Annotated in this window: 17 protein-coding genes and 1 other annotated feature; of the genes, 10 read left to right on the top strand and 7 right to left on the bottom strand. The window is 54.3% G+C overall.

Annotated elements, in window-relative coordinates:
* Nucleotide 1: 1 nt before the first annotated feature.
* From hisH to hisG, 5 genes are read right to left on the bottom strand one after another with little or no spacing between them, the layout of a single operon-like run.
* Nucleotides 2-592: an imidazole glycerol phosphate synthase subunit HisH gene (hisH, locus tag J5224_RS10260; RefSeq protein WP_264625280.1), complete on the bottom strand. Its 591-nt coding sequence runs from the start codon at nucleotides 590-592 to the stop codon at nucleotides 2-4.
* Complete coding sequence (gene hisB, locus J5224_RS10265; RefSeq protein ID WP_264625281.1) at nucleotides 592-1,659, bottom strand: bifunctional histidinol-phosphatase/imidazoleglycerol-phosphate dehydratase HisB; 1,068 nt, start codon at nucleotides 1,657-1,659, stop codon at nucleotides 592-594. The genes hisH and hisB overlap by 1 nt, the downstream gene beginning before the upstream one ends.
* 15 nt (nucleotides 1,660-1,674) lie before the next feature.
* The gene (hisC, locus tag J5224_RS10270; RefSeq protein ID WP_264625282.1) at nucleotides 1,675-2,745 is read right to left on the bottom strand and encodes a histidinol-phosphate transaminase; all 1,071 of its coding nucleotides are present in this window, start codon (nucleotides 2,743-2,745) and stop codon (nucleotides 1,675-1,677) included.
* The gene (gene hisD, locus J5224_RS10275) at nucleotides 2,742-4,061 is read right to left on the bottom strand and encodes a histidinol dehydrogenase (protein ID WP_264625283.1); all 1,320 of its coding nucleotides are present in this window, start codon (nucleotides 4,059-4,061) and stop codon (nucleotides 2,742-2,744) included. The genes hisC and hisD overlap by 4 nt, the downstream gene beginning before the upstream one ends.
* A 5-nt stretch (nucleotides 4,062-4,066) precedes the next feature.
* On the bottom strand, nucleotides 4,067-4,966 hold the full coding sequence (gene hisG / locus J5224_RS10280; protein WP_264625284.1) for an ATP phosphoribosyltransferase: 900 nt from the start codon (nucleotides 4,964-4,966) through the stop codon (nucleotides 4,067-4,069).
* Nucleotides 4,967-5,031: 65 nt separating this feature from the next.
* Nucleotides 5,032-5,153: a sequence feature (His leader region), on the bottom strand.
* A 383-nt stretch (nucleotides 5,154-5,536) separates the two neighbouring features.
* Here hisG and J5224_RS10285 point away from each other — a divergent pair.
* Nucleotides 5,537-6,358 (top strand): SDR family oxidoreductase, encoded by an 822-nt coding sequence (locus J5224_RS10285; RefSeq protein ID WP_264625285.1) that lies wholly within the window; start codon nucleotides 5,537-5,539, stop codon nucleotides 6,356-6,358.
* Nucleotides 6,359-6,418: 60 nt separating this feature from the next.
* Here J5224_RS10285 and J5224_RS10290 read toward each other — a convergent pair whose 3' ends face one another.
* Nucleotides 6,419-8,350, bottom strand: a complete 1,932-nt coding sequence (locus J5224_RS10290) for a methyl-accepting chemotaxis protein (RefSeq protein ID WP_264625286.1) — start codon at nucleotides 8,348-8,350, stop codon at nucleotides 6,419-6,421.
* A gap of 234 nt (nucleotides 8,351-8,584) precedes the next feature.
* On the opposite strand from J5224_RS10290, the gene J5224_RS10295 reads away from it, so the two are divergent.
* The 3 genes from J5224_RS10295 (at nucleotide 8,585) to J5224_RS10305 (ending at nucleotide 11,346) form a co-directional block, all read left to right on the top strand.
* Nucleotides 8,585-8,680, top strand: a complete 96-nt coding sequence (locus tag J5224_RS10295) for a hypothetical protein (RefSeq protein WP_264625323.1) — start codon at nucleotides 8,585-8,587, stop codon at nucleotides 8,678-8,680.
* Between the two features lie 194 nt (nucleotides 8,681-8,874).
* Entirely contained in the window at nucleotides 8,875-9,633 is a 759-nt protein-coding gene (locus J5224_RS10300; RefSeq protein WP_413544666.1) for a flagellar brake protein, read from the top strand.
* A 348-nt stretch (nucleotides 9,634-9,981) separates the two neighbouring features.
* Nucleotides 9,982-11,346 (top strand): APC family permease, encoded by a 1,365-nt coding sequence (locus J5224_RS10305; protein WP_264625287.1) that lies wholly within the window; start codon nucleotides 9,982-9,984, stop codon nucleotides 11,344-11,346.
* An 86-nt stretch (nucleotides 11,347-11,432) separates the two neighbouring features.
* On the opposite strand, the gene sbcB is transcribed toward J5224_RS10305, so the two are convergent.
* Complete coding sequence (gene sbcB, locus J5224_RS10310; RefSeq protein ID WP_264625325.1) at nucleotides 11,433-12,860, bottom strand: exodeoxyribonuclease I; 1,428 nt, start codon at nucleotides 12,858-12,860, stop codon at nucleotides 11,433-11,435.
* Nucleotides 12,861-13,093: 233 nt separating this feature from the next.
* On the opposite strand from sbcB, the gene J5224_RS10315 reads away from it, so the two are divergent.
* The 6 genes from J5224_RS10315 to J5224_RS10340 all read left to right on the top strand — a co-directional run bounded on the left by J5224_RS10315 (nucleotide 13,094) and on the right by J5224_RS10340 (nucleotide 19,787).
* Nucleotides 13,094-14,035, top strand: a complete 942-nt coding sequence (locus tag J5224_RS10315) for a siderophore ABC transporter substrate-binding protein (protein WP_264625326.1) — start codon at nucleotides 13,094-13,096, stop codon at nucleotides 14,033-14,035.
* 21 nt (nucleotides 14,036-14,056) lie between these two features.
* Entirely contained in the window at nucleotides 14,057-15,016 is a 960-nt protein-coding gene (locus tag J5224_RS10320) for an ABC transporter permease (protein ID WP_264625288.1), read from the top strand.
* Complete coding sequence (locus J5224_RS10325) at nucleotides 15,006-16,010, top strand: iron chelate uptake ABC transporter family permease subunit (protein ID WP_264625289.1); 1,005 nt, start codon at nucleotides 15,006-15,008, stop codon at nucleotides 16,008-16,010. Before J5224_RS10320 ends, J5224_RS10325 begins: the two co-directional genes overlap by 11 nt.
* Nucleotides 16,007-16,765: an ABC transporter ATP-binding protein gene (locus J5224_RS10330; protein ID WP_264625290.1), complete on the top strand. Its 759-nt coding sequence runs from the start codon at nucleotides 16,007-16,009 to the stop codon at nucleotides 16,763-16,765. The genes J5224_RS10325 and J5224_RS10330 overlap by 4 nt, the downstream gene beginning before the upstream one ends.
* Nucleotides 16,766-16,917: 152 nt before the next feature.
* Nucleotides 16,918-17,259 (top strand): PTS system regulator TmaR, encoded by a 342-nt coding sequence (gene tmaR, locus J5224_RS10335; protein ID WP_264625291.1) that lies wholly within the window; start codon nucleotides 16,918-16,920, stop codon nucleotides 17,257-17,259.
* A 248-nt stretch (nucleotides 17,260-17,507) separates the two neighbouring features.
* Nucleotides 17,508-19,787 carry a ComEC family protein gene (locus J5224_RS10340; protein ID WP_264625292.1) on the top strand — a complete coding sequence of 760 codons (2,280 nt, stop codon included), beginning with the start codon at nucleotides 17,508-17,510 and terminating at the stop codon, nucleotides 19,785-19,787.
* The last annotated feature ends 10 nt before the right edge of the window (nucleotides 19,788-19,797 follow it).

Below are 19,797 nucleotides of genomic sequence, written 5' to 3' on the forward strand. Positions count from 1 at the left end.
ATTACATCTCCAGAAAATTTTTCAGCAACTGAGCGCCAGCGGCTCCAGAGCGTTCTGGGTGAAATTGCACGCCGTAGAAGTTGTCCTTCTGTACTGCGGCGGTAAATGCCTCACCATACTCTGCTTGTGCGATGGTGTTGGCGCATACCGGCATGGCATAGCCGTGCACAAAGTAGAAGTAGGCGCCGTCATCAATGCCTTGGAACAGACGGTGCCCTGCCTGCGGCGTGACCTGATTCCAGCCCATGTGCGGTAGCGGCAGGCCGCGATCCTGCATTTTTTTTACCGCAGCCGGAATGATATTCAACGTATCAATGCCGCCGTTCTCATCGCTGGCAGTGCCGAGCAGTTGCATGCCGAGGCAGATACCAAGCACCGGTTGGGTGCAGGCTTTGATCAGCGGAATCAAGTCACGGGCGGTAAGCTGGTTCATAGCAGCCTGTGCGGTGCCGACGCCGGGCAGAAACAGTTTGTCGGCGCGCAGCACGACCTCAGCGTCGCGGCTCACCACCGGGTCATAGCCTAGGCGGCGCACCGCGTAGGTGACGGAGGCGAGATTGGCGCAACCGGTATCGAGAATCACCACGTTCATCACAACACCCCTTTCGAACTGGGCAGCGTGTCACCCTCCACGCGAATGGCTTGGCGCAGCGTGCGGCCAAACACTTTGAATAGGCTTTCTACACGATGGTGATCGTTACGGCCTTTGGTTCTCAAATGCAGCGTGCACCCCATGGCATAGGAGAGAGAGCGGAAGAAGTGCTCAACCATTTCCGTGCTTAAATCGCCCACGCGCTGGTAGTTAAATTCGGCTTTATATTCCAAATGCGGACGCCCGGAAATATCCAGCGCGCAGCGTGCCAGACACTCATCCATTGGCAACACAAAACCAAAGCGACCGATACCTCGCTTGTCGCCCAGCGCTTTGTTAAGCGCTTCGCCCAACGCGAGACCGGTGTCTTCCACCGTGTGGTGATCGTCGATGTAAAGATCGCCTTTCACGTCGATGTTCATACGGAACCCGCCGTGAGTGGCAATCTGGTCAAGCATATGATCGAAGAAACCGACGCCGGTGTGGATCTTGCTGCTGCCTTCCTGATCCAGCCACACTTCGACATTAATGGCGGTTTCCCGCGTCACGCGATTGACCAGCGCATGGCGGTTGCGTTGGGTGAGCTTGTCGGTGATGCTCTGCCAGTTAAGTCCATCACGCTGATAGCGTAACCCAGTGATCCCCATGTTTTGCGCCAACTGCACGTCCGTTTCGCGATCGCCAATCACGTAACTGTTAGCGCTGTCCATCGGGTTCTGTTGCAAAAAGGCATCCACCAGCGCGGTTTTAGGTTTGCGACACGCACAGTTATCCGCCGGAAGGTGCGGACAAATCAGCACCTCGTCAAATTCGATGCCCTGTGAGGTAAGAATCTGCATCATCAACTGGTGCGGCGGATCAAAGGTTTCTTGCGGGAAACTGGGCGTGCCAAGTCCGTCTTGATTGGTGATCATCACCAGCTTGAAACCGGCTTTCTGCAAGCTCAGCAGGGAAGGGATGACGTCAGGCTCCAGCGCCAGTTTATCTAAACGGTCAACCTGGAAGTCTTGCGGCGGCTCGGCAATCAGCGTGCCGTCGCGGTCAATAAAAAGAAATTTCTGTCCCATGTCTGCTCCTGAAGATTACTCGTTAGTGCCGGATAAGGCGCGCAGCGCAGCAACCACCTGCTGGCATTCGCCACGGCTGCCGATCGTGATGCGCAGGCATCCGGAAAGGCCGGGCTGTTTGTTCTGATCGCGTAAAATAATGCCCTGATCCCACAGCGTTTTGAAGACATTACTGGCGGCGGAAAAACGTACCAATACGTAGTTGCTGGCGCTGTCGAACACCCGTTCCACACACGGCAACGGTGCCAGCGCGGCCATCAGCCAGGCGCGGTTCTCAGCAATCTCTGCGACGCGTTCACGCATTGTGCCGATCCCGGCGTCATCCAGCGCTTGCGCGGCGATATCCGCCACCGGCGTTGACAATGGATAAGGTGCGATGACTTTTAACAGCAGCGCGATCACGGGTTCATTCGCCAGCGTAAAACCGCAACGTAACCCTGCCAGCGCAAACGCTTTGGACAGGGTGCGCAGCACTACCAGATGCGGATAGTCTGCCAGCCAGCCTGAGACCGTGGAACCGGGGTTGAATTCGATATAGGCTTCATCCACCACCACCAGCGCTTTGCCCGCCGCCAGCGCCAACAGCTTACGCAGATCGTCTGCGTCAAGGACATTACCGGTTGGGTTATTGGGGCTGCACACGTAAATCAGTTTTACGTTATTGAGATTGTCTGCAATAGCGGGCAAGTCTAACTGCCAATCCGCTTTGCTGGGTACCGTGCGGCGTTCAACGCCTAACGTCTCCGCACTGACGCCATACATGCCGTAGGTAGGAGGGCAATACAGCACGGCATCTTGCCCCGGTTCGCAAAAGGCACGGATCAGCAGTTCGATCCCTTCGTCTGCACCGCGACTGACCAGCACCTGTTCCGGCTTCACCCCTGCATAGGCGGCATAACGCGCAATGACGACAGGTGGCTGACATTCAGGATAACGGTTCAATGTTTGCGCGGTAAGCTGAAATTCCGGTGCCTGGAAATATTCATTGGCATTGAGCCACACATCACCTTTGCCGCCCAGACGGCGTGCCGATTGGTACGGCGTAAGCGTGCGCACATTGGCACGGGCCAGTTGTTCAATGCTCATTGGGACTCCTTCTCTTTCAGGGCAGCGACGCGCAGCGTGACGGCATTCTTGTGGGCAACCAGTTGCTCTGCCTGAGCCAACACCTCAATGGTGGGCGCCAGACGCAGAAAACCTTGCGGCGTTAACTGTTGAACGGTCATCCGTTTCTGGAAATCAGCCAGCCCCAGACTGGAGTAGGTGGCGGTATAGCCATAGGTCGGCAGCACGTGGTTGGTGCCAGAGGCGTAATCCCCAGCGGATTCCGGTGACCAGTCACCAAGGAACACGGAGCCGGCGCTGGTGATTTGTGCAACCAGTGCTTCGGGTTCGCGGGTTTGAATGATCAAGTGCTCTGGGCCGTACCGATTACTGATGTCAATGCACTGCGCCAAATCGCGCGCCACTATGGCTCGGCTGCTGTCCAGCGCCTGACGCGCGATCTCTGCACGCGGTAATTGGGCAAGCTGCTGCTGTACCGCTTGCGCCACAGCTCGGGCCAACTCGGCGTCCGGTGTGACCAGAATTACTTGGGAGTCCGGACCGTGTTCTGCCTGCGATAACAGGTCGGAGGCCACAAACGCCGGGGTTGCGCCGCTGTCAGCGATCACCAACACCTCGGAAGGCCCGGCAGGCATATCGATGGCTGCGCCATCCAGACGTTGACTCACTTGCCGTTTAGCTTCGGTCACATAAGCATTGCCGGGGCCAAAAATCTTGGCAACGCGGGGGACGCTCTCGGTGCCAAATGCCATCGCGGCGATGGCCTGCGCGCCACCCAGTTGAAACACTTCTTGTACGCCACACAACTGGGCGGCATACAGAATTTCATCGGCAATCGGCGGAGGAGAGCAGAGAATCACACGGCGGCATCCGGCGATACGTGCCGGGGTTGCCAGCATCAGCACCGTAGAGAACAGCGGTGCGGAACCACCGGGAATATACAGGCCGACGCTGTCGATAGAACGCACCACTTGCTGGCAGCGCACGCCCGGCTGGGTTTCCACATCAACGGGCGGTAAACGCTGCGCGTTGTGGAAGGTCTCGATATTACCGACAGCAACCGCCATCGCCTGTTTAATCTCATCGCCCAGGCGTGCGGCAGCGGCAGAAATTTGCTCCGGCGTAACGCGAATGCTCTCCACGTCGACCTTGTCAAACTGGGCACTGAAAGCGCGCAGTGCGCTGTCGCCTTCGGCTTTTACCCGATCGAGAATCTCGTTCACGCTGCGGGTGATGCGATCGGAGGCTGAAATAGCCGGGCGGGTCAGCAACTGCTGGCGCTCTTGTTCAGTGCACTGTTCCCACGCGATAAGCGTATCGAAATTGCGGCTGGTCATGGCGGTTACTCCATCATCTTCTCGATAGGCAGCACCAGAATGGAACTGGCGCCCAGCGTCTTGAGTCGTTCCATGGTTTCCCAGAACAAGGTTTCGCTACTGACCATATGCATGGCTACGCGGCTTTGATCGCCCGCCAGCGGCAGGATAGTCGGGCGCTCAGCACCAGGCAGTAAGGCAATCACTTCATCAAGACGTTCGCTGGGCGCGTGCAGCATGATGTATTTCGATTCACGTGCCTGAATGACGCCTTGCATACGGGTCAGCAGTTTATCGATCAACTGCTGTTTCTCGGCAGGCATCTCGCCGTCACGTTGAATCAGGCAAGCTTTGGAACGGTAGATAACGTCGACTTCGCGCAGGCCGTTTGCTTCCAGCGTGGCACCGGTAGACACCAGATCGCAAATGGCATCGGCCAATCCGGCGCGCGGCGCGACTTCCACCGAACCGTTTAACAGGCAGGATTTAAAATTGATCCCTTGCTTATCGAAGTACTTTTTGAGCAGGTGCGGGTAAGAGGTAGCGATGCGTTTGTTATCAAGACACTGTGGGCCGGTGTATTCTTCATCCAGCGGCATAGCCAGTGACAGGCGGCACGCGCCAAAATCGAGGCGACGCAGCATAAAATAACGCGGGTCTTCCCCTTGCGCCCGGCGGTTGAGCAGTTCTTCTTCCAGCACGTTTTCGCCGATGATGCCCAGGTCGACCACGCCATCCATCACCAAACCGGGGATATCGTCATCACGCACCCGCAGGATATCGATAGGCATATTTTCTGCAAACGCGATTAAACGCTGCTGCTGTAAATTAATTTTAATACCGCAGCGCGCCAGCAATTCCCGGGAATCATCGCTCAGTCTGCCTGATTTTTGCATTGCAATGCGTAAACGTGTTTTATCCAGCATGGAAACCTCTTTTACCTGTCAAAATGGATGCGCTGCTGACCACCACTTTTGTTCATCATTGGGCCATAAAAAAACCCTCGGAAGATGATCTTCCGAGGGCTCTCTTTAGGTTCTGCGCCACTGGAAGATCCGAACGTCTTCCAGCACCAACTGCCTGAAAGACTAGTCAGGATGATGGTGATGATGGTGGTTTGACAGAACGCGTAACATAAAAAATTCTCTTAAATAAACAGCACTAATTGCATTGCCAATAAACCTAAACCATCTCACTGTCGTTGTGCAACCTTTTTTTGTTTTGCACGGCGTTGCCCCGCTTATTTACGGAAAATGCACAAGCGAATTTTGTAACTGCAATGATAAATAGTCACATTATCGGCGGTAGTTAATGGATTAAATAGGATAATCTGCCAGCGAATGGTGTGGGTTAGAACGATGCTAGGGTTTTACGCAACGCTGCATTTTTCCGGGTCGCGCTGTGGGTACAGAAAGCGAAAAATCGTCTTGTCGGATACGAGGCGGCGATTCGAGAGTAGAATAGAAGGTAACTTCAGACAGCCGGGAGTGATGTCGATGAAAAAGGTGTCAATCGTAGGGTTAGGGTGGTTAGGCATGCCGTTAGCGTTGGCGCTCAATGCGCGCGGCTACCAAGTAACGGGGACGAAAACCACGGCTGACGGTGTGGAAGCGGCGCGCATGAGTGGGATTGCCTGCTATGCGTTGCACTTAACGCCGGAACTGGTGTGTGATGCCGACGATCTCGACAGCATACTGAATGTCGATGCTTTAGTGATCACGCTGCCTGCCAGCCGAACGGCGCAGGGGGGCGAGAACTACCTGCTGGCCGTTCAACAATTGGTGAACAGCGCGTTGGCACACGGTGTCCCACGCATCCTGTTCACCAGTTCGACCTCCGTGTATGGAAAAGGCACAGGGACCATGCGTGAGTCCTCTGCGCTGCATCCTGATACGTCAGCGGGGTACGTTTTGGTGCAGTTAGAGCAATGGTTGCATGCTTTGCCCAATACCTCTGTGGATATTCTGCGGCTGGCTGGGCTGGTGGGACCCAATCGGCATCCTGGGCGATTCTTGGCGGGGAAAACGCACCTTCCCGATGGGGATGTCGGTGTTAATCTGGTGCATCGCGATGATGTGGTTGCCGCGATTGAGCTGTTGTTACAGCTGCCGGCGGGGGGGCACCGCTATAATCTCTGTGCGCCACAGCATCCCAGTAAGCGAGCGTTTTACACTGAGCAGGCACATCGGCTCGGCGTTGTACCTCCGCAATTCAACGCCGAAAGTGAACAGGGCGGACGGATTATTGACGGGCAGCGTATCTGCCGTGAACTGGGGTTTGAGTACCAATACCCCGATCCCATGGCCATGCCTTGGTAAGCGATTCAATCATGCCGTTGTTGGCTGCGGCGGCGTTTACCCGCAGCAGCCAAGTCAGCGTTAGAAGTGTGTCCAATCCTGCTCATTGCCTGCAACCGGCGCTTTTGCTGGCAGAGCCTGGGTCGCAGGACGCGCCAACCGCGACGGTGGCGCCGTTTCTGTATTGCCAAGCCGGAAGGTAGCCATCAGTTGTGCCAGCACAATAGCTTGCTCTTCCAGCGTGTTAGCACTGGAGGACGAGGCGCTAACCAGCGTGGCATTTTGCTGCGTGGTGCTGTCCAGCTCCGTAATGGCGCGAGAGATCTGTTCAATGCCACGGCTCTGCTCTTCCGAGGCTGACGAAATCTCTTCCATAATGTCGTTTACCCGGGCGACCGAGTTGACGATGCTTTCCATGGATTGCCCGGCCTCCGCCACTAACTTACTGCCCACGCCGGTACGTTCCACCGATTCATTGATTAACGCGGCGATATCCTTGGCAGCCTGAGAACTGCGCTGCGAGAGCGCTCGTACTTCACCCGCCACGACGGCAAAACCGCGTCCTTGCTCACCGGCGCGAGCCGCTTCGACTGCGGCGTTGAGCGCCAGAATATTGGTCTGGAACGCGATGCCGTTGATCACTGTCGTGATATCGGCAATCTTCCTGGCGCTGGCGGCGATATCATCCATGGTAGTGACGACGTTGCGCACCACCTCTCCGCCTTTCTGTGCATTTTGCGCGGCTTCAGACGCTATTTGGCTGGCGTGCCGTGCGTTATCGGTGTTGTTTTTTACCGTTGAGGTTAGTTGTTCCATACTGGCAGCAGTTTCGACCACGGCGGCCGATTGTTGCTCGGTGCGCGAGGCCAGATCGCTATTGCCTGCGGCAATTTCTGCCGCAGACGATGACACCCGGCCAACGCTGTCGCGCACATCGGCAATGACATGATGTAACCGATCGTTCATTTGCGCCATGGCTGCCGTGAGTCTGCCCAGTTCATCATTGCTATCGGACTGGATGGTGGCGGTCAAATCCCCGCTAGCGATCCGTTCCGCCAGTGCCAGATTGCGTTGCACCGGGCGTGAAATCTGGCGCACGATATAAACGGTGATTAACATACCGATCAACACGGCAATGGCACCTATCACCAGCGTGATGTAGGCAGAACCGTAGGCCAGTCGGTCGTTTTGATCTTTGATAGAGGCAATCAGCGATTTAATCACCGCACTGCTTTTGTCGCCACCCACTTTTACCGCATTTTCTGTCTTCTTCAACACGGCCATTGCGTTGTGATGTTCCTGATGCAGCGCGACGTAGCGCTGCGTATAGCGCCAAAGCACATCGAGCAGTCCCTGTGTCTCTACGGGAAGTGTCGGCAGCACCGCCTGATAAGCGTGCTGTGCGGCCTGATAACGGGCATCCAGTGCTTTTGCTGCATCGTCGGTGTCGCTTTGATACAGCACACTGGCTAACTGCTTGAGTGCCGCGCTCAGGTAAGCAATATCATCCGCCCGTTGGTACTCTGACAGCCCTAATGGCTGTGCGGCGATGCCGTCGCGAAAACGCGCAATGGCGTCCTGCCCATCCAGTTCAGCAATCTGTTTTTTTAGCGCCACGGTTTGCGAAGACGCTTGGGCCATCGCTTTTATTGCCTGTTGGAAATCGGCCAGGATACCTTCCAGCGCTTGCAGATCGTTCTGTTCTTCAGGGCGCCAAGGCAGTGAATACGCACTTTGTGCCAGTTCGCTAGCATGTTTGATGAAATTGCTCAGCACGGTCTGGGTGGCATCATCGGGGGTATAAAAATACTTGAGTCGGTTGATTTTTGCCTGAAAGACTTCGATATTGATGTTGTATATCAGATTGGTTTTTTCATAGATGACGCGAATGTCATGAAAGCGCATGGCGCTCAGCGAAGAAGCCAACACCACTAACAGCAATACCACGCCGAAGCCTAAAGAGAGCTTGTGCGAAATTTTAATGTTTTTCACTGCGTTGTTGAATAACCCCATGGAGATGCCCCTTGCGTGACGGTGTTGATTGACCGATGTAGCCGGTCTTTTATTGTCATTTTTTCGGTTATCGGTAGCGGCGGGGCACGAATTTAGCATGTAGCCTGAGCAGGTGATAAATCTGTGATAGGTGTTGATGTTTCCAGCGGAGTGCCCATATTTTGCTGGGCACATGCACAGTTGCCAATGTACTCATTTATTGAGAGGGGATAGCTGCTTTAATAAAATAAACGGCTGGCATTACTGCCGTTCGCACAAATCGCTACCCGTGTTGGCGGTGTATTGAGCGTGTCTCTGGCGCTGCTGATGCTGAATACTCTGTTGGTCTGAATACCTGACTCGTATTGGCTTGACGCCAGGCCTCTCCACACCGTAACGTTAAGTGGTTCAGCATCATGTCCCGCACGCACTGCAATGATAGGGCCGTTACGGCTGAGCTAAAGTTTAACGATCCGTTGCCGATATTATTGTGATGTTTTTTTCATGCGATTGGCTGCCGATGTGCATTGACCATTCATTTCATGATGGGGATAGGTGTGGTGGAACAGAATTCCAAAGAACAGTTTGTTAAGCGTAATAAACTGGCTATCTGCGCGACGTTACGCGACTTGCAAAAAAATGATATCACTGTGATGGTCAACCATGCGCGCGGGCAATTTATCAGTAAGATTCTGGATGTGTTGCCAGATGATAACCTGTTTATTTTCGACCTCGGTGGCGTGGAAACCGAAAACAGTCGCGCGTTGTATGCGGGCGACCTTTCTTTCGTGGCTGAGCCGGCGGGCGCAAAAGTAGAATTCAAATCCAGTATTGCCCGCACGGTTAATTTTCAAGGTTTACCGGCATTCACGGCCCAGGTTCCACCGGAACTCTTCTATATACAGCGCAGAAACTATTTCCGCATTACTACGCCCGTGTGGCCACCGCTGCTGTGCCGCGGTGAACTGGTGGATAAAACGCCGTTTCAGTTTGAAATCAAAGATATTTCTCTCGGTGGTTTGGGGCTGTTTACCGAACGTGATATGAGTGATGTGATGTCTCCAGGCGACATTCTGGAAAATGTCGAGATGGATCTGGATGAATACGGTTTCTTCTGCGTCGATATGCAATTGGTCGGGCAGGCTGACAGCAAAGTCGTTGACAGCAAAGGCGAAGTGAAAGTCATGAAACGGCTGAGCTTTAAATTCCCGGCGCTTTCGGCTTCTCAGGAACGCGATTTGCAGCAGGTGATTTATGAATTGGAGCGCTTGCAAATCCAAAAAAGAAAGCGTTTTCAGGATTGATTCTGGGCGGTGCCCGATAGAATAATATCTTTTTACATTTAGGTCGGCGAGAATCTTACCTAATGTCATTAAGAATAACACTATAGCTTGTCAGGACACCCCGATTAGGGCATTATACGCGCCCTGTAAATAGCCGACGCTTCACTAGCGTCGGTTATTTTTTTGCATCAATACATGACGCAATATCTGTGTTTTCAACCAAGAGGCCGGACATCGATCCGGATAGATAATCAGTATTCTGTGTGCCAAACGGCCACGATGAGGAAAGGAAAATGGGGCAATTTCTCAATAGGGCACCGGCGTTTGTCGGTCCAGCGTTGTCTGTTGTGGGAATAGGAGAGGCTTATCATGTCTGTTAACACTGCCGCTCCGGCTTCGCAACGTGCTCAGTTAAGAAAAACCCTGACACTGTGGCAGGTGGTTATGATGGGGCTGGCGTACATGCAGCCAATGACCATTTATGATACTTTCGGCATCGTGACTAATTTGACGGATGGCCATGTCGCCACCGCCTATGGCTTTGCACTGATTGGTATCCTGTTTACTGCTGTCAGCTACGGCAAACTGGTGCGCCGTTTTCCTTCCGCAGGCTCGGCCTACACATACGCACAAAAGGCGATCAGCCCGCACGTCGGCTTTATGGTTGGCTGGTCTTCGTTGCTCGATTATCTGTTTATGCCGATGATCAATATCTTGCTGGCGAGAACCTATCTGGAAGCGATTTTCCCCGGGGTGCCGGCCTGGATTTTCGTGGCAGGGCTGGTTGCACTGATGACAATGTTTAACCTGCGCGGTATCAACATTGTTGCCAATCTGAACTCGATTATCGTGGTGGTGCAGGTGGCGATCATGGCGGTGTTCCTGGGCTTGCTGATTCACGGTGTTTCACAAGGTGAAGGCGCGGGTACGTTGGTGAGCACGCGACCGTTCTGGTCCGAAAATGCGCACGTTGTGCCGATGATCACTGGCGCGACCATACTGTGCTTCTCTTTCCTGGGCTTTGACGGCATCAGTTCGTTGTCAGAAGAGACCCCGGATGCCGGACGCGTGATCCCGAAAGCAATATTCCTGACCGCACTGATTGGCGGCGTGATCTTTATCGTGGTGTCATACTTCCTGCAACTCTATTTCCCAGACGTTGCTCGATTCAATTCGCCAGAATCCTCGCAGCCGGAAATCATGCTGTACGTGGCGGGGAAATTCTTCCAATCGATTATTCTGGTGTTCTCCTGCGTTACCGTGCTGGCTTCCGGTATGGCCGCGCATGCGGGGGTATCGCGCCTGATGTATGTTATGGGGCGTGACGGTGTGTTCCCAGAACGCTTCTTCGGCTATATCCACCCACAATGGCGCACGCCATCACTGAACGTACTGCTGGTCGGTGTGGTGGCGCTCTCTGCGGTCTCTTTCGATCTGGAAGTGGCAACGGCGTTGATTAACTTTGGTGCGCTGGTGGCATTCACCTTTGTTAACCTGTCGGTGATTTCGCAGTTCTATCTGCGTGAAGGCCGTAACCGCACGCTGAAAGACACCTTCCACTATCTGGTGTTGCCGCTGTTAGGCGCATTGGCGGTGGGCGCGCTGTGGCTTAATCTGGAGAAAAGTTCCATGACGTTGGGGTTGATCTGGGCGTCTATTGGCCTGATCTACCTGGCGTTTGTGACACGCACTTTCCGTGAGCCGGTGCCGCAGTGCAGCGAAGAGCTGCTGTAATGCTATAGCGGGTAATCCACTGTTTGACCTTGAACCGGTTCACGCTGTGAACCGGTTTTTTTATGCTTTGACGCAGCGTATCGGTTTCAACCCACCAACGTCTGCGTATAGACAAACAGAGCTTTTAGCAGTTCAGCTTTGCGTTTGTCGTCTTCGTGCTGAGCATAAAGCTCTTGCAGGTGTGAGACATAGTCTTGAAGATGCTCGGGGGTGAATGCCGCTTTGCGGTGCTGTAACCACCGCTGTTGCTCACTGTCATCCAACGTGCCGGGAAAGTTTCTGGCGCGATAACGGAATAATAAGTGCGCGATGCGATTGTCATTGAAGGACAAATCCAAGGCAGGCAGGTTCTTTGCTGCCGTCTGCTGAATAATGTTCATGGCAGCCCGGTCGGCATCGCCAAAAAAGCCATCATATAACCGCATATCTACGTCACTGTCCGGCGTGAAGGGCGGCGCATCGGCATAGAGCGCAACCACTTTTTCTCGCAGATCGCTGCGTTGACGTAACACCGCCAGATTATCAAGACAGCGCTGGCGATCGATCCCCAGTCGTTCTGCATCTTCTGGGCGCAGTGTGTTGGCGGGAGCCAGCACCGGGCATTTATTGATATGCACCAGTTTAACGGGGGCCGGGCTTTGCTCGGGAGCCAGACGCTCACGCGGGGTATAGAGCCGTTCACGGAGCGCATCAGCATCCAGCTCAAGCAGCGGGGTGATATCACCGGCCAAGTCGCACAGGATGACCGCATTGCGGTTTTCCGGGTGCCAGGCCAGCGGCACAACCCAACTGGTATTGCCGCGCGCCGCGCCAAACATCCCGCTGACATGCACCAGCGGCTTCATTTGGGGAATATCGATAAGCTGGCTTACCTTGTTTTTATTGCGTAAGGCAAACAGATACTGGAACAGTTTCGGCTGAGCGTGCTTAAACAACTTCGCCATAGCAATGGTGGCATACACATCGGACATGGCATCGTGGGCGTGTTCGTGCGCTACGCCATTGGCCTGTGTCAGGTGTTCCAGACGAAAACTGGGCAAACCATCATCATTCAACGGCCACTCGATACCGTCCGGGCGCAAAGCGTAGCAGGCGCGCAGCGCATCCAGCAAATCCCAGCGGGAATTGCCGTGCTGCCAGCTGTATGCGTAGGGATCGTAGAAATTGCGGTAAAAAATGTTGCGGCTCACCTCATCGTCGAAGCGAATATTGTTGTAACCCATGATGCAGGTGTCCGGCACGCTGAAGGCAGCATGAATCTGGCGCGCAAATTCCGCTTCGCAAACCCCTTTGGCTTGCGCGATTTGCGGCGTAATGCCAGTGATAAGCACCGCTTCCGGTTCGGGCAGGTAGTCATCCGTGGGCTGGCAGTAAATCACCAGCGGCTCACCAATGATATTGAAGTCCATATCGGTACGCACACCGGCAAACTGCGCCGGGCGATCGCGGGCAGGATGTTTGCCGAAGGTTTCATAATCATGGATGAAAAACGTGGGTTGTGTGGTATCGGCCATATTCACTGTCGCTCGACTGTCCTTGAGTGTGTCGTTCGTGCGGATAAGCGCCAAGAATACCATTGAAATGAGATTCTGTGCGGGTTTCCTGATGTGCATCAATTCCTAAGGTGCAGGAAGCCCTATGCATTCACACCATCATTCGTTACAATTTCGCACTTTAATGCGAATGATAATTAAATTCCTTCTGACACGCAGTGCCGTGTCGTAAGGCAATTAACAAGGAGACGATGATGCGGTTTTCCAGTGCGATTAAAACGACGCTGTTAGCTTCTTTGCTGGTAGTGGCAGGGTGCGATCAGTCAGATAAGACTTCTAGCGCCAGCTCAACCCTTAGCGTTGAACATGCCCAAGGGGTAACAACGGTACCGCTACATCCGAAAAAAGTTGTCGTGTTTGATCCTGCCATTCTGGATACGCTGGATGCATTGCAGATCCCAGTCGCCGGTGTGCCGCAAAGCAGCGCGCATCTTCCCCCTTTCCTGGCCAAGTACTCCGGCAGTGAATATCTGAATGCAGGCACGCTGTTTGAGCCTAATTATGAAGCGCTGAGCAGTGCCAAACCGGACCTGATCATTGCGGGTGGTCGCGCACGTGATGCCTATGACAAACTGAGCGGCATTGCGCCGACCATTTCTCTGGATGTGGATGAGCAGCAATTTATGCCGAGCTTTATCCATCGCATTGAGCAACTGGGCGAGATTTTTGGCAAGCAGGATGACGTCAAAGCCAAGCTCGATGATTTCAAACAACGCGTCGCACAAACCCGTGAAAAAGCAGGGCAGGCGGGTACCGCCATGGTGCTGATGGTCAACGGCGGCAAGATTTCTGCCTATGGCCCGAAATCACGCTTTGGCTTTGTGTTTGACGAACTGGGGTTCGCCACGGCTACTGAATTTCCAGATCCGGGTCGCCATGGCAACGTGGTTACCGCTGAACTGTTGCTGAGCATCAATCCTGAATGGTTGTTTGTGTTAGACCGTGACAGTGCGATCGGCACCACTGGTGGCTTGCCAGCCCAGCAAGTGTTGGATAACCCACTGGTGACAAAAACCAAGGCGTGGCAAAACCAGCACGTGGTGTATCTTGATTCCGCGTCACTCTATATCGCAGGTGGTTTGCAGAGCTATTCGCGTCTGATTGATGACGTCAATAAAGCGTTAGACAAGAAGTAACCAGACAGCACGATGTTTGCCATGAAACCTGTCTATTTGCTGGCCGTATTTATCCTGTTGACGGGGATGATCGTTGCCAGCCTGTTTATCGGTGCCGGTCAGGTGACCCTGGATGCCGTGTGGCGCGATCCGATTATGCGCGATATTTTCTTGATCAGCCGTGTTCCGCGCACGCTGGCGCTGCTGCTGGCGGGCAGTGCCATGAGCGTGGCGGGTTTGATCATGCAGTTGTTGACGCAGAATCGCTTTGTCGAGCCATCGCTGGCGGGTACTACACAGTCCGCCAGCCTGGGGTTGTTGGTAGTGATGGTGTTAATGCCCTCCGCCTCGCTGCTGGTGAAAATGACCGTTGCCAGCCTGTTTGCTATGGCAGGCACCGTGCTGTTTATGCTGCTGTTGCGGCGCATCGTGCTGAAATCGGCGCTGGTGGTGCCGCTGGTCGGTATTATGCTGGGCGCGGTGATCGGCGCGATAACCACCTTCGCGGCGATGCATTTTGATTTATTGCAGTCGCTGAGCGGCTGGGAGTCAGGCGATTTCTCCGGTGTGCTGCGCGGACGTTATGAACTGTTGTGGCTGGTGGGGATTCTTACGTTGATTGCCTGCTGGACGGCAGATCGCTTCACCGTTGCGGGCATGGGGCGCGAGTTTTCCGTTAACGTTGGTCTCAACTATCGACAAGTGATGCTGCTCGGGCTGGCAATTATCGCCATCATCAGTGGGGTGGTGATGGTGGTAGTCGGTACGCTGCCTTTCCTTGGTCTGATCGTGCCTAACTTGATCAGTATGCTGCTCGGTGACAATGTGCGTAAAACCATTCCCTGGGTGTGTCTGCTGGGGGGCGGATTGGTGTTGCTGTGCGACGTGATTGGGCGGGTGATTCGTTATCCGTTTGAAATCCCAGTGAGTGTCATTCTGGGCGTCATTGGCGCGGTGGTGTTCCTTATTCTGTTATTGGGGCAAAAACGCCATGTCAGTTAACGAGGTTAAACTCTCCCGCAGCAATACCGGGCTGAGGGCCGTTATCGCTACGCCCGAGAAACGCTTGTGGGTACTCGGCGCGTTGGCGCTGACGACGATCGTTATTTTTATGACGATAAAGCTCGGCAGCAATTTGCAGTACATTCTGGTGCATCGTGGCCTGATGTTAGCCACTATGCTGCTGGTGGCATTCGCCGCCAGCACCTCCACGCTGCTGTTTCAAACGGTGACCAACAACCGCATCCTCACGCCCTCCATTATGGGTTTCGAAAACCTGTTTGTGCTGATCCAAACGCTGATCATCTTTGTGTTTGGGGCCAAGGGCATTCCCTGGGCGGGCGTCAGCGGTAAGTTTCTGTGTGAAGCACTGCTGCTGGTGACGTTTTCTGCGGTGCTTTATCGCTGGCTTTTTTTGGGGCGGCGCGACAACCTGCATCTGGTGCTGCTGGTTGGCATTATCTGCGGCACGCTGTTTCGCAGCGCGTCGAGCCTGATGCAGCGTCTACTGACGCCCACGGAGTTTGCCGTGTTGCAAGGGCGCATGTTTGCCACCTTTACCCGTGCGGTTCCGGAGCTGATCGCGTTGACTGCGTTGATCGTCGTGATGGTCGCCATCGTTATCTGGCGGCGGCGTTTTGAACTGGATGTGCTGGCGTTGGGGCGTAACAGTGCGGTGAATCTGGGCATCAACTTCAACCGCAGCGTCACGCTGATTTTGCTGCTGGTGTCGGTGCTGGTAGCGGTTTCTACCGCGCTGGTCGGCCCGCTCACGTTTCTTGGCTTTATGGTGGCCAATCTGGCTTATCTGGTGGCCGGTTCCAGCCAGCATCGCATTTTGTTGCCTACGGCATTTCTGCTTGGGGTGATATCCCTGGTCGGCGGGCAACTGATTCTGGAGCACCTGCTGAACATGGCGGGAGCGTTGTCCGTCGTGATTGAATTTATCGGTGGAACACTGTTCATCTTGTTGTTATTGAAAAAGGTTGCCGTGTGATTGAGATCGAGCATCTAACCAAGGCCTATGACGATCAAGTGGTGCTGAATGACATTACCGCCACGATTTCCCGTGGTGGCGTAACGTCAATCATTGGGCCTAATGGGGCAGGGAAATCCACCCTGCTGTCGGTGATAAGTCGCTTACTGGTGGCGGACAGCGGTCGCGTTACCGTCAATGGAATGGATATTGCCACCACGTCCGGTGAGCAGATGGCGACCTGCCTCTCGGTGCTGCGTCAGGAAAACCGCTTCACCAGCCGCTTGACCGTTGAAGAGTTGGTCGGTTTCGGCCGCTACCCTTATACCAAAGGGCGGTTGAACGCCGACGATCGCAAACGCATTGCCGATGCGCTAGCCTTCCTCAATCTCACTGAGTTTAAAGATCGTTTTCTGGACGAACTGTCCGGTGGTCAGCGTCAGCGTGCGTATGTGGCGATGGTATTGTGTCAGGATACCGAATACGTGCTGCTGGATGAGCCATTGAACAATCTCGATATGAAACACGCGGTGGCGATGATGAAACAAATTCGTCGCGCAGCGGATGAACTGGGCAAAACCATCGTACTGGTCATTCATGACATCAATTTTGCGTCTGCCTACTCGGATTACATTATTGCGATGCGCAAAGGACAGATTGTGTACAACGGCAAGCCGGAAGAAGTGATGGTTTCCTCGGTGCTGGAATCCATCTTTGATACCGAGGTGGAGATCGAACAGGTACGTAATCAACGCATTGCCGTCTATTATCGTTGATATTGCCATCGATTTTCGCCTCTGATGGCGCGACAGGCGACGTAACTGAAAAACCAACTTGTCGAGCATAGTCACTCCCCTGTATCGTGAGCGGAGTGACGGTCAACACACCGTTGATCTCAAAGTTAACTGATCCACGTGAGGGGATAACAATGGATAAGGCGACCAAGCCCTGTTTCCAGGATGTGCTCGAGTTTGTGCGAATTTTCCGTCGTAAGAACAAGTTGCAACGTGAAATTGTCGATAACGAGAAGAAAATCCGTGATAACCAGAAGCGCGTATTGCTGCTGGATAACCTGAGCGAATACCTGAAACCGGGCATGAGTATTGAAGATGTGCAGGGCATTATTGCCACGATGCGCGGTGACTATGAAGATCGCGTGGATGAATACATCATCAAGAATGCCGATTTGTCAAAAGAGCGTCGCGATCTCTCGAAGAAACTGAAAGAGATGGGCGAAATGAAGTGCGCCGTGCCGGACAAAGAAGCGTAAGCGCCACTTTCTTTTTCATCAGGCCGCCAGTGCGGCCTTTTTTATTTCAGCCTTTTCTTTCCCGAGCTTGATGGTTCTCACGTCGCCCGAAGCCTACTAACGATTGCGATCGCGCTTCCCCCCTCTCGTACCTTCATGAAAATTGGCCTTATCTTGTGCGAATCCTGCTGCAACTTAGCAGCACAAGGCTGTACGGCTTCTTCGCGACGCGTCACGCTGCTTACTGCTGAATAAGAAAGGAGGCAGCCATGGCGAGCGTGTCGTTTAGCTTGGCGTCATGTGCCGTTATTGCGGGAACACTGCCTCTGCTGTGGTTGCCGCAGATACCGCCACGCTGGGTCTCCGTCACGGTGTTGATCGTGGCGATGCTGTTGTTGGCAACCTGCCGTGCCAGAATAGTGCGCGTGTTAAGCCTCTCCGTTATCGGTTTGGCGTTCGCGCTGCTTGATGCCCGTTCGATGCTGACGACGATGGTCAACATCGATAGCAAAACGCTGAACGCTGAGGTGAAGATTGTTGAGATGCGCATCTCCGGTCATCAGGATCAACAGATTCTGGTTCAGGTTGAGAAACTGCAAGGACGATGGATTTTTCCAGCGTTTTACGCCACGCTCACGGTGCCGAGTGCAATGGAGGCGTGGTGCGGTGGACAGCGCTGGTCGATCCGTGCCCGTTTTCGTCCGTTGCATAGTCGGTTAAATCAAGGTGGATTTGACCGGCAACGCTGGGGGATTGCCAAGCGGCAGCTGGCGTCGGCGCGCGTACTGCGTGCAACGCCGATTACCCTAGCGTGCGGTGCGCGTCAGCGCCTGTTAACTCAGGTTGAACAGCATGCCAATGATCTGCGTTGGCATGCCATTTTGCTGGCACTGGTGTTTGGCGTAATGAAAACGTTAACGCCGCAAGACAGCGCCGTGCTGCAACAAACGGGCACCATGCACCTGATGGTGATTTCTGGATTGCATATCGTTTTGGCCGCCCTGTTCGGTTGGGGACTGATGCGTGCTTTGCAATGCCTGTTACCGTTGCGTTGGATTGTGCCGCAGCTTCCCCTGCTGGCGGGTGTGCTCTTGGCGTGGAGCTATGCGTGGCTAGCAGGCGAGAACCCACCGGCGATCCGGGCCGCACTGGCATATAGCGTCTGGACGCTGATTCGCTGCTGGGGTGTCACCTGTACATCCTGGCAAGTGTGGTTGTGGTGTGTCGCCTTGGTGTTTTTGAGTGAGCCAATGATGGTACTGTCCAACAGTTTTTGGCTCTCTTGTGTCGCCGTCGCTGGGCTGATTTTCTGGTTTCAATGGGCTCCGCTGCCTGACGGGTTGCAGCACGGGTGGCGTTGGGCGCTGCTGCGTGTGGCGCATCTGCAATGTGGCATTACCTTACTGCTGCTGCCGTTGCAATGGGGCATATTCAAGGGCATCAGCCTGACATCGCTACCGGCTAATATCTGGGCCGTACCGCTGGTTTCTTTTATTACGACGCCGCTGGTGTTGTTGGCACTGCCGCTGGCGTCGTTCCCTACGTTAAGTTACAGCACCTGGTGGCTGGCGGATCGATCGTTGGATGTGGTGTTCATGGTGCTCAAGCCGTTGCAACGCGGTTGGATAACGATTGATGAACGCTATCTTGTCTGGAGCCTGATGGGGTGGTGCGGCGTCATTATCTGGCGCTTTGGCTGGTGGCGCGCCTATCCTGCCAGCGTGGCGGCGTTAGTATTCTATCTGATGCTGCAACGCACGGCTGCCCCGCAACCGCAATGGCGAGTAGATATGCTGGATGTGGGGCATGGATTAGCCGTTATTATCGAACGGGAGGGGCATGCTGTCCTGTTCGATACAGGCAGCCAGTGGCCGGGTGGCGACATGGCGCAGTACGAAATTCTGCCCTATTTACGCTGGCGTGGCATCACGCCCGAGGCGGTTATTCTCAGCCACAGTCATCAGGATCACGTTGGTGGTCTGGGCTCGTTGTTGCAGGTGTATCCGGCGCTCACCGTGTACAGTCCGTTTACTGCGCCGGGGCATCGCGCCTGCATTCAGGGGGAACGCTGGCAGTGGCGGGGGTTGACGTTTACAGTATTGTGGCCGCCAAAACCCGTGGCGCACGCAGGCAACGATGATTCCTGCGTGGTGCGCATCGATGACGGTAAACACCGTGTGTTATTGACCGGAGATATCGAAATGAAAGCAGAACGAGGTCTTGTGAGCACCGCGCGGGACGAACTGGCTGCTGATTTGTTACAAATTCCTCATCACGGCAGCAAGACCTCATCCAGTGCGTCGTTTTTACGCGCGGTGAATCCTCAGTATGCGCTTGCCTCTACCGGACGCTATAATCCGTGGCGTTTGCCGTCTGCTGCGGTTGTCGCGCGTTATCGTAAAGGGGGGCATCATTGGGTGGATACGGCGCAGTCAGGACAGGTGAGTGTGCGTTTTTTCAACGAACACTGGCAGGTTTTACCCTATCGTGAGCGGCTATCGCCGTTTTGGTATCATCAGTGGTTTGGCGTAAAGCGCGATAGTGAGTAGAATAAGCGGC

The sequence above is a fragment of the Candidatus Symbiopectobacterium sp. NZEC135 genome (assembly GCF_025962695.1).

Excerpts from the sequence above, each read along its gene's own strand:
- hisH (WP_264625280.1), bottom strand. The coding sequence starts at position 592 with ATGAACGTGGTGATTCTCGATACCGGTTGCGCCAATCTCGCCTCCGTC.
- hisB (WP_264625281.1), bottom strand. The coding sequence starts at position 1,659 with ATGGGACAGAAATTTCTTTTTATTGACCGCGACGGCACGCTGATTGCC.
- hisC (WP_264625282.1), bottom strand. The coding sequence starts at position 2,745 with ATGAGCATTGAACAACTGGCCCGTGCCAATGTGCGCACGCTTACGCCG.
- hisD (WP_264625283.1), bottom strand. The coding sequence starts at position 4,061 with ATGACCAGCCGCAATTTCGATACGCTTATCGCGTGGGAACAGTGCACT.
- hisG (WP_264625284.1), bottom strand. The coding sequence starts at position 4,966 with ATGCTGGATAAAACACGTTTACGCATTGCAATGCAAAAATCAGGCAGA.
- J5224_RS10285 (WP_264625285.1), top strand. The coding sequence starts at position 5,537 with ATGAAAAAGGTGTCAATCGTAGGGTTAGGGTGGTTAGGCATGCCGTTA.
- J5224_RS10290 (WP_264625286.1), bottom strand. The coding sequence starts at position 8,350 with ATGGGGTTATTCAACAACGCAGTGAAAAACATTAAAATTTCGCACAAG.
- J5224_RS10300 (WP_413544666.1), top strand. The coding sequence starts at position 8,875 with ATGGGGATAGGTGTGGTGGAACAGAATTCCAAAGAACAGTTTGTTAAG.
- J5224_RS10305 (WP_264625287.1), top strand. The coding sequence starts at position 9,982 with ATGTCTGTTAACACTGCCGCTCCGGCTTCGCAACGTGCTCAGTTAAGA.
- sbcB (WP_264625325.1), bottom strand. The coding sequence starts at position 12,860 with ATGGCCGATACCACACAACCCACGTTTTTCATCCATGATTATGAAACC.
- J5224_RS10315 (WP_264625326.1), top strand. The coding sequence starts at position 13,094 with ATGCGGTTTTCCAGTGCGATTAAAACGACGCTGTTAGCTTCTTTGCTG.
- J5224_RS10320 (WP_264625288.1), top strand. The coding sequence starts at position 14,057 with ATGAAACCTGTCTATTTGCTGGCCGTATTTATCCTGTTGACGGGGATG.
- J5224_RS10325 (WP_264625289.1), top strand. The coding sequence starts at position 15,006 with ATGTCAGTTAACGAGGTTAAACTCTCCCGCAGCAATACCGGGCTGAGG.
- tmaR (WP_264625291.1), top strand. The coding sequence starts at position 16,918 with ATGGATAAGGCGACCAAGCCCTGTTTCCAGGATGTGCTCGAGTTTGTG.
- J5224_RS10340 (WP_264625292.1), top strand. The coding sequence starts at position 17,508 with ATGGCGAGCGTGTCGTTTAGCTTGGCGTCATGTGCCGTTATTGCGGGA.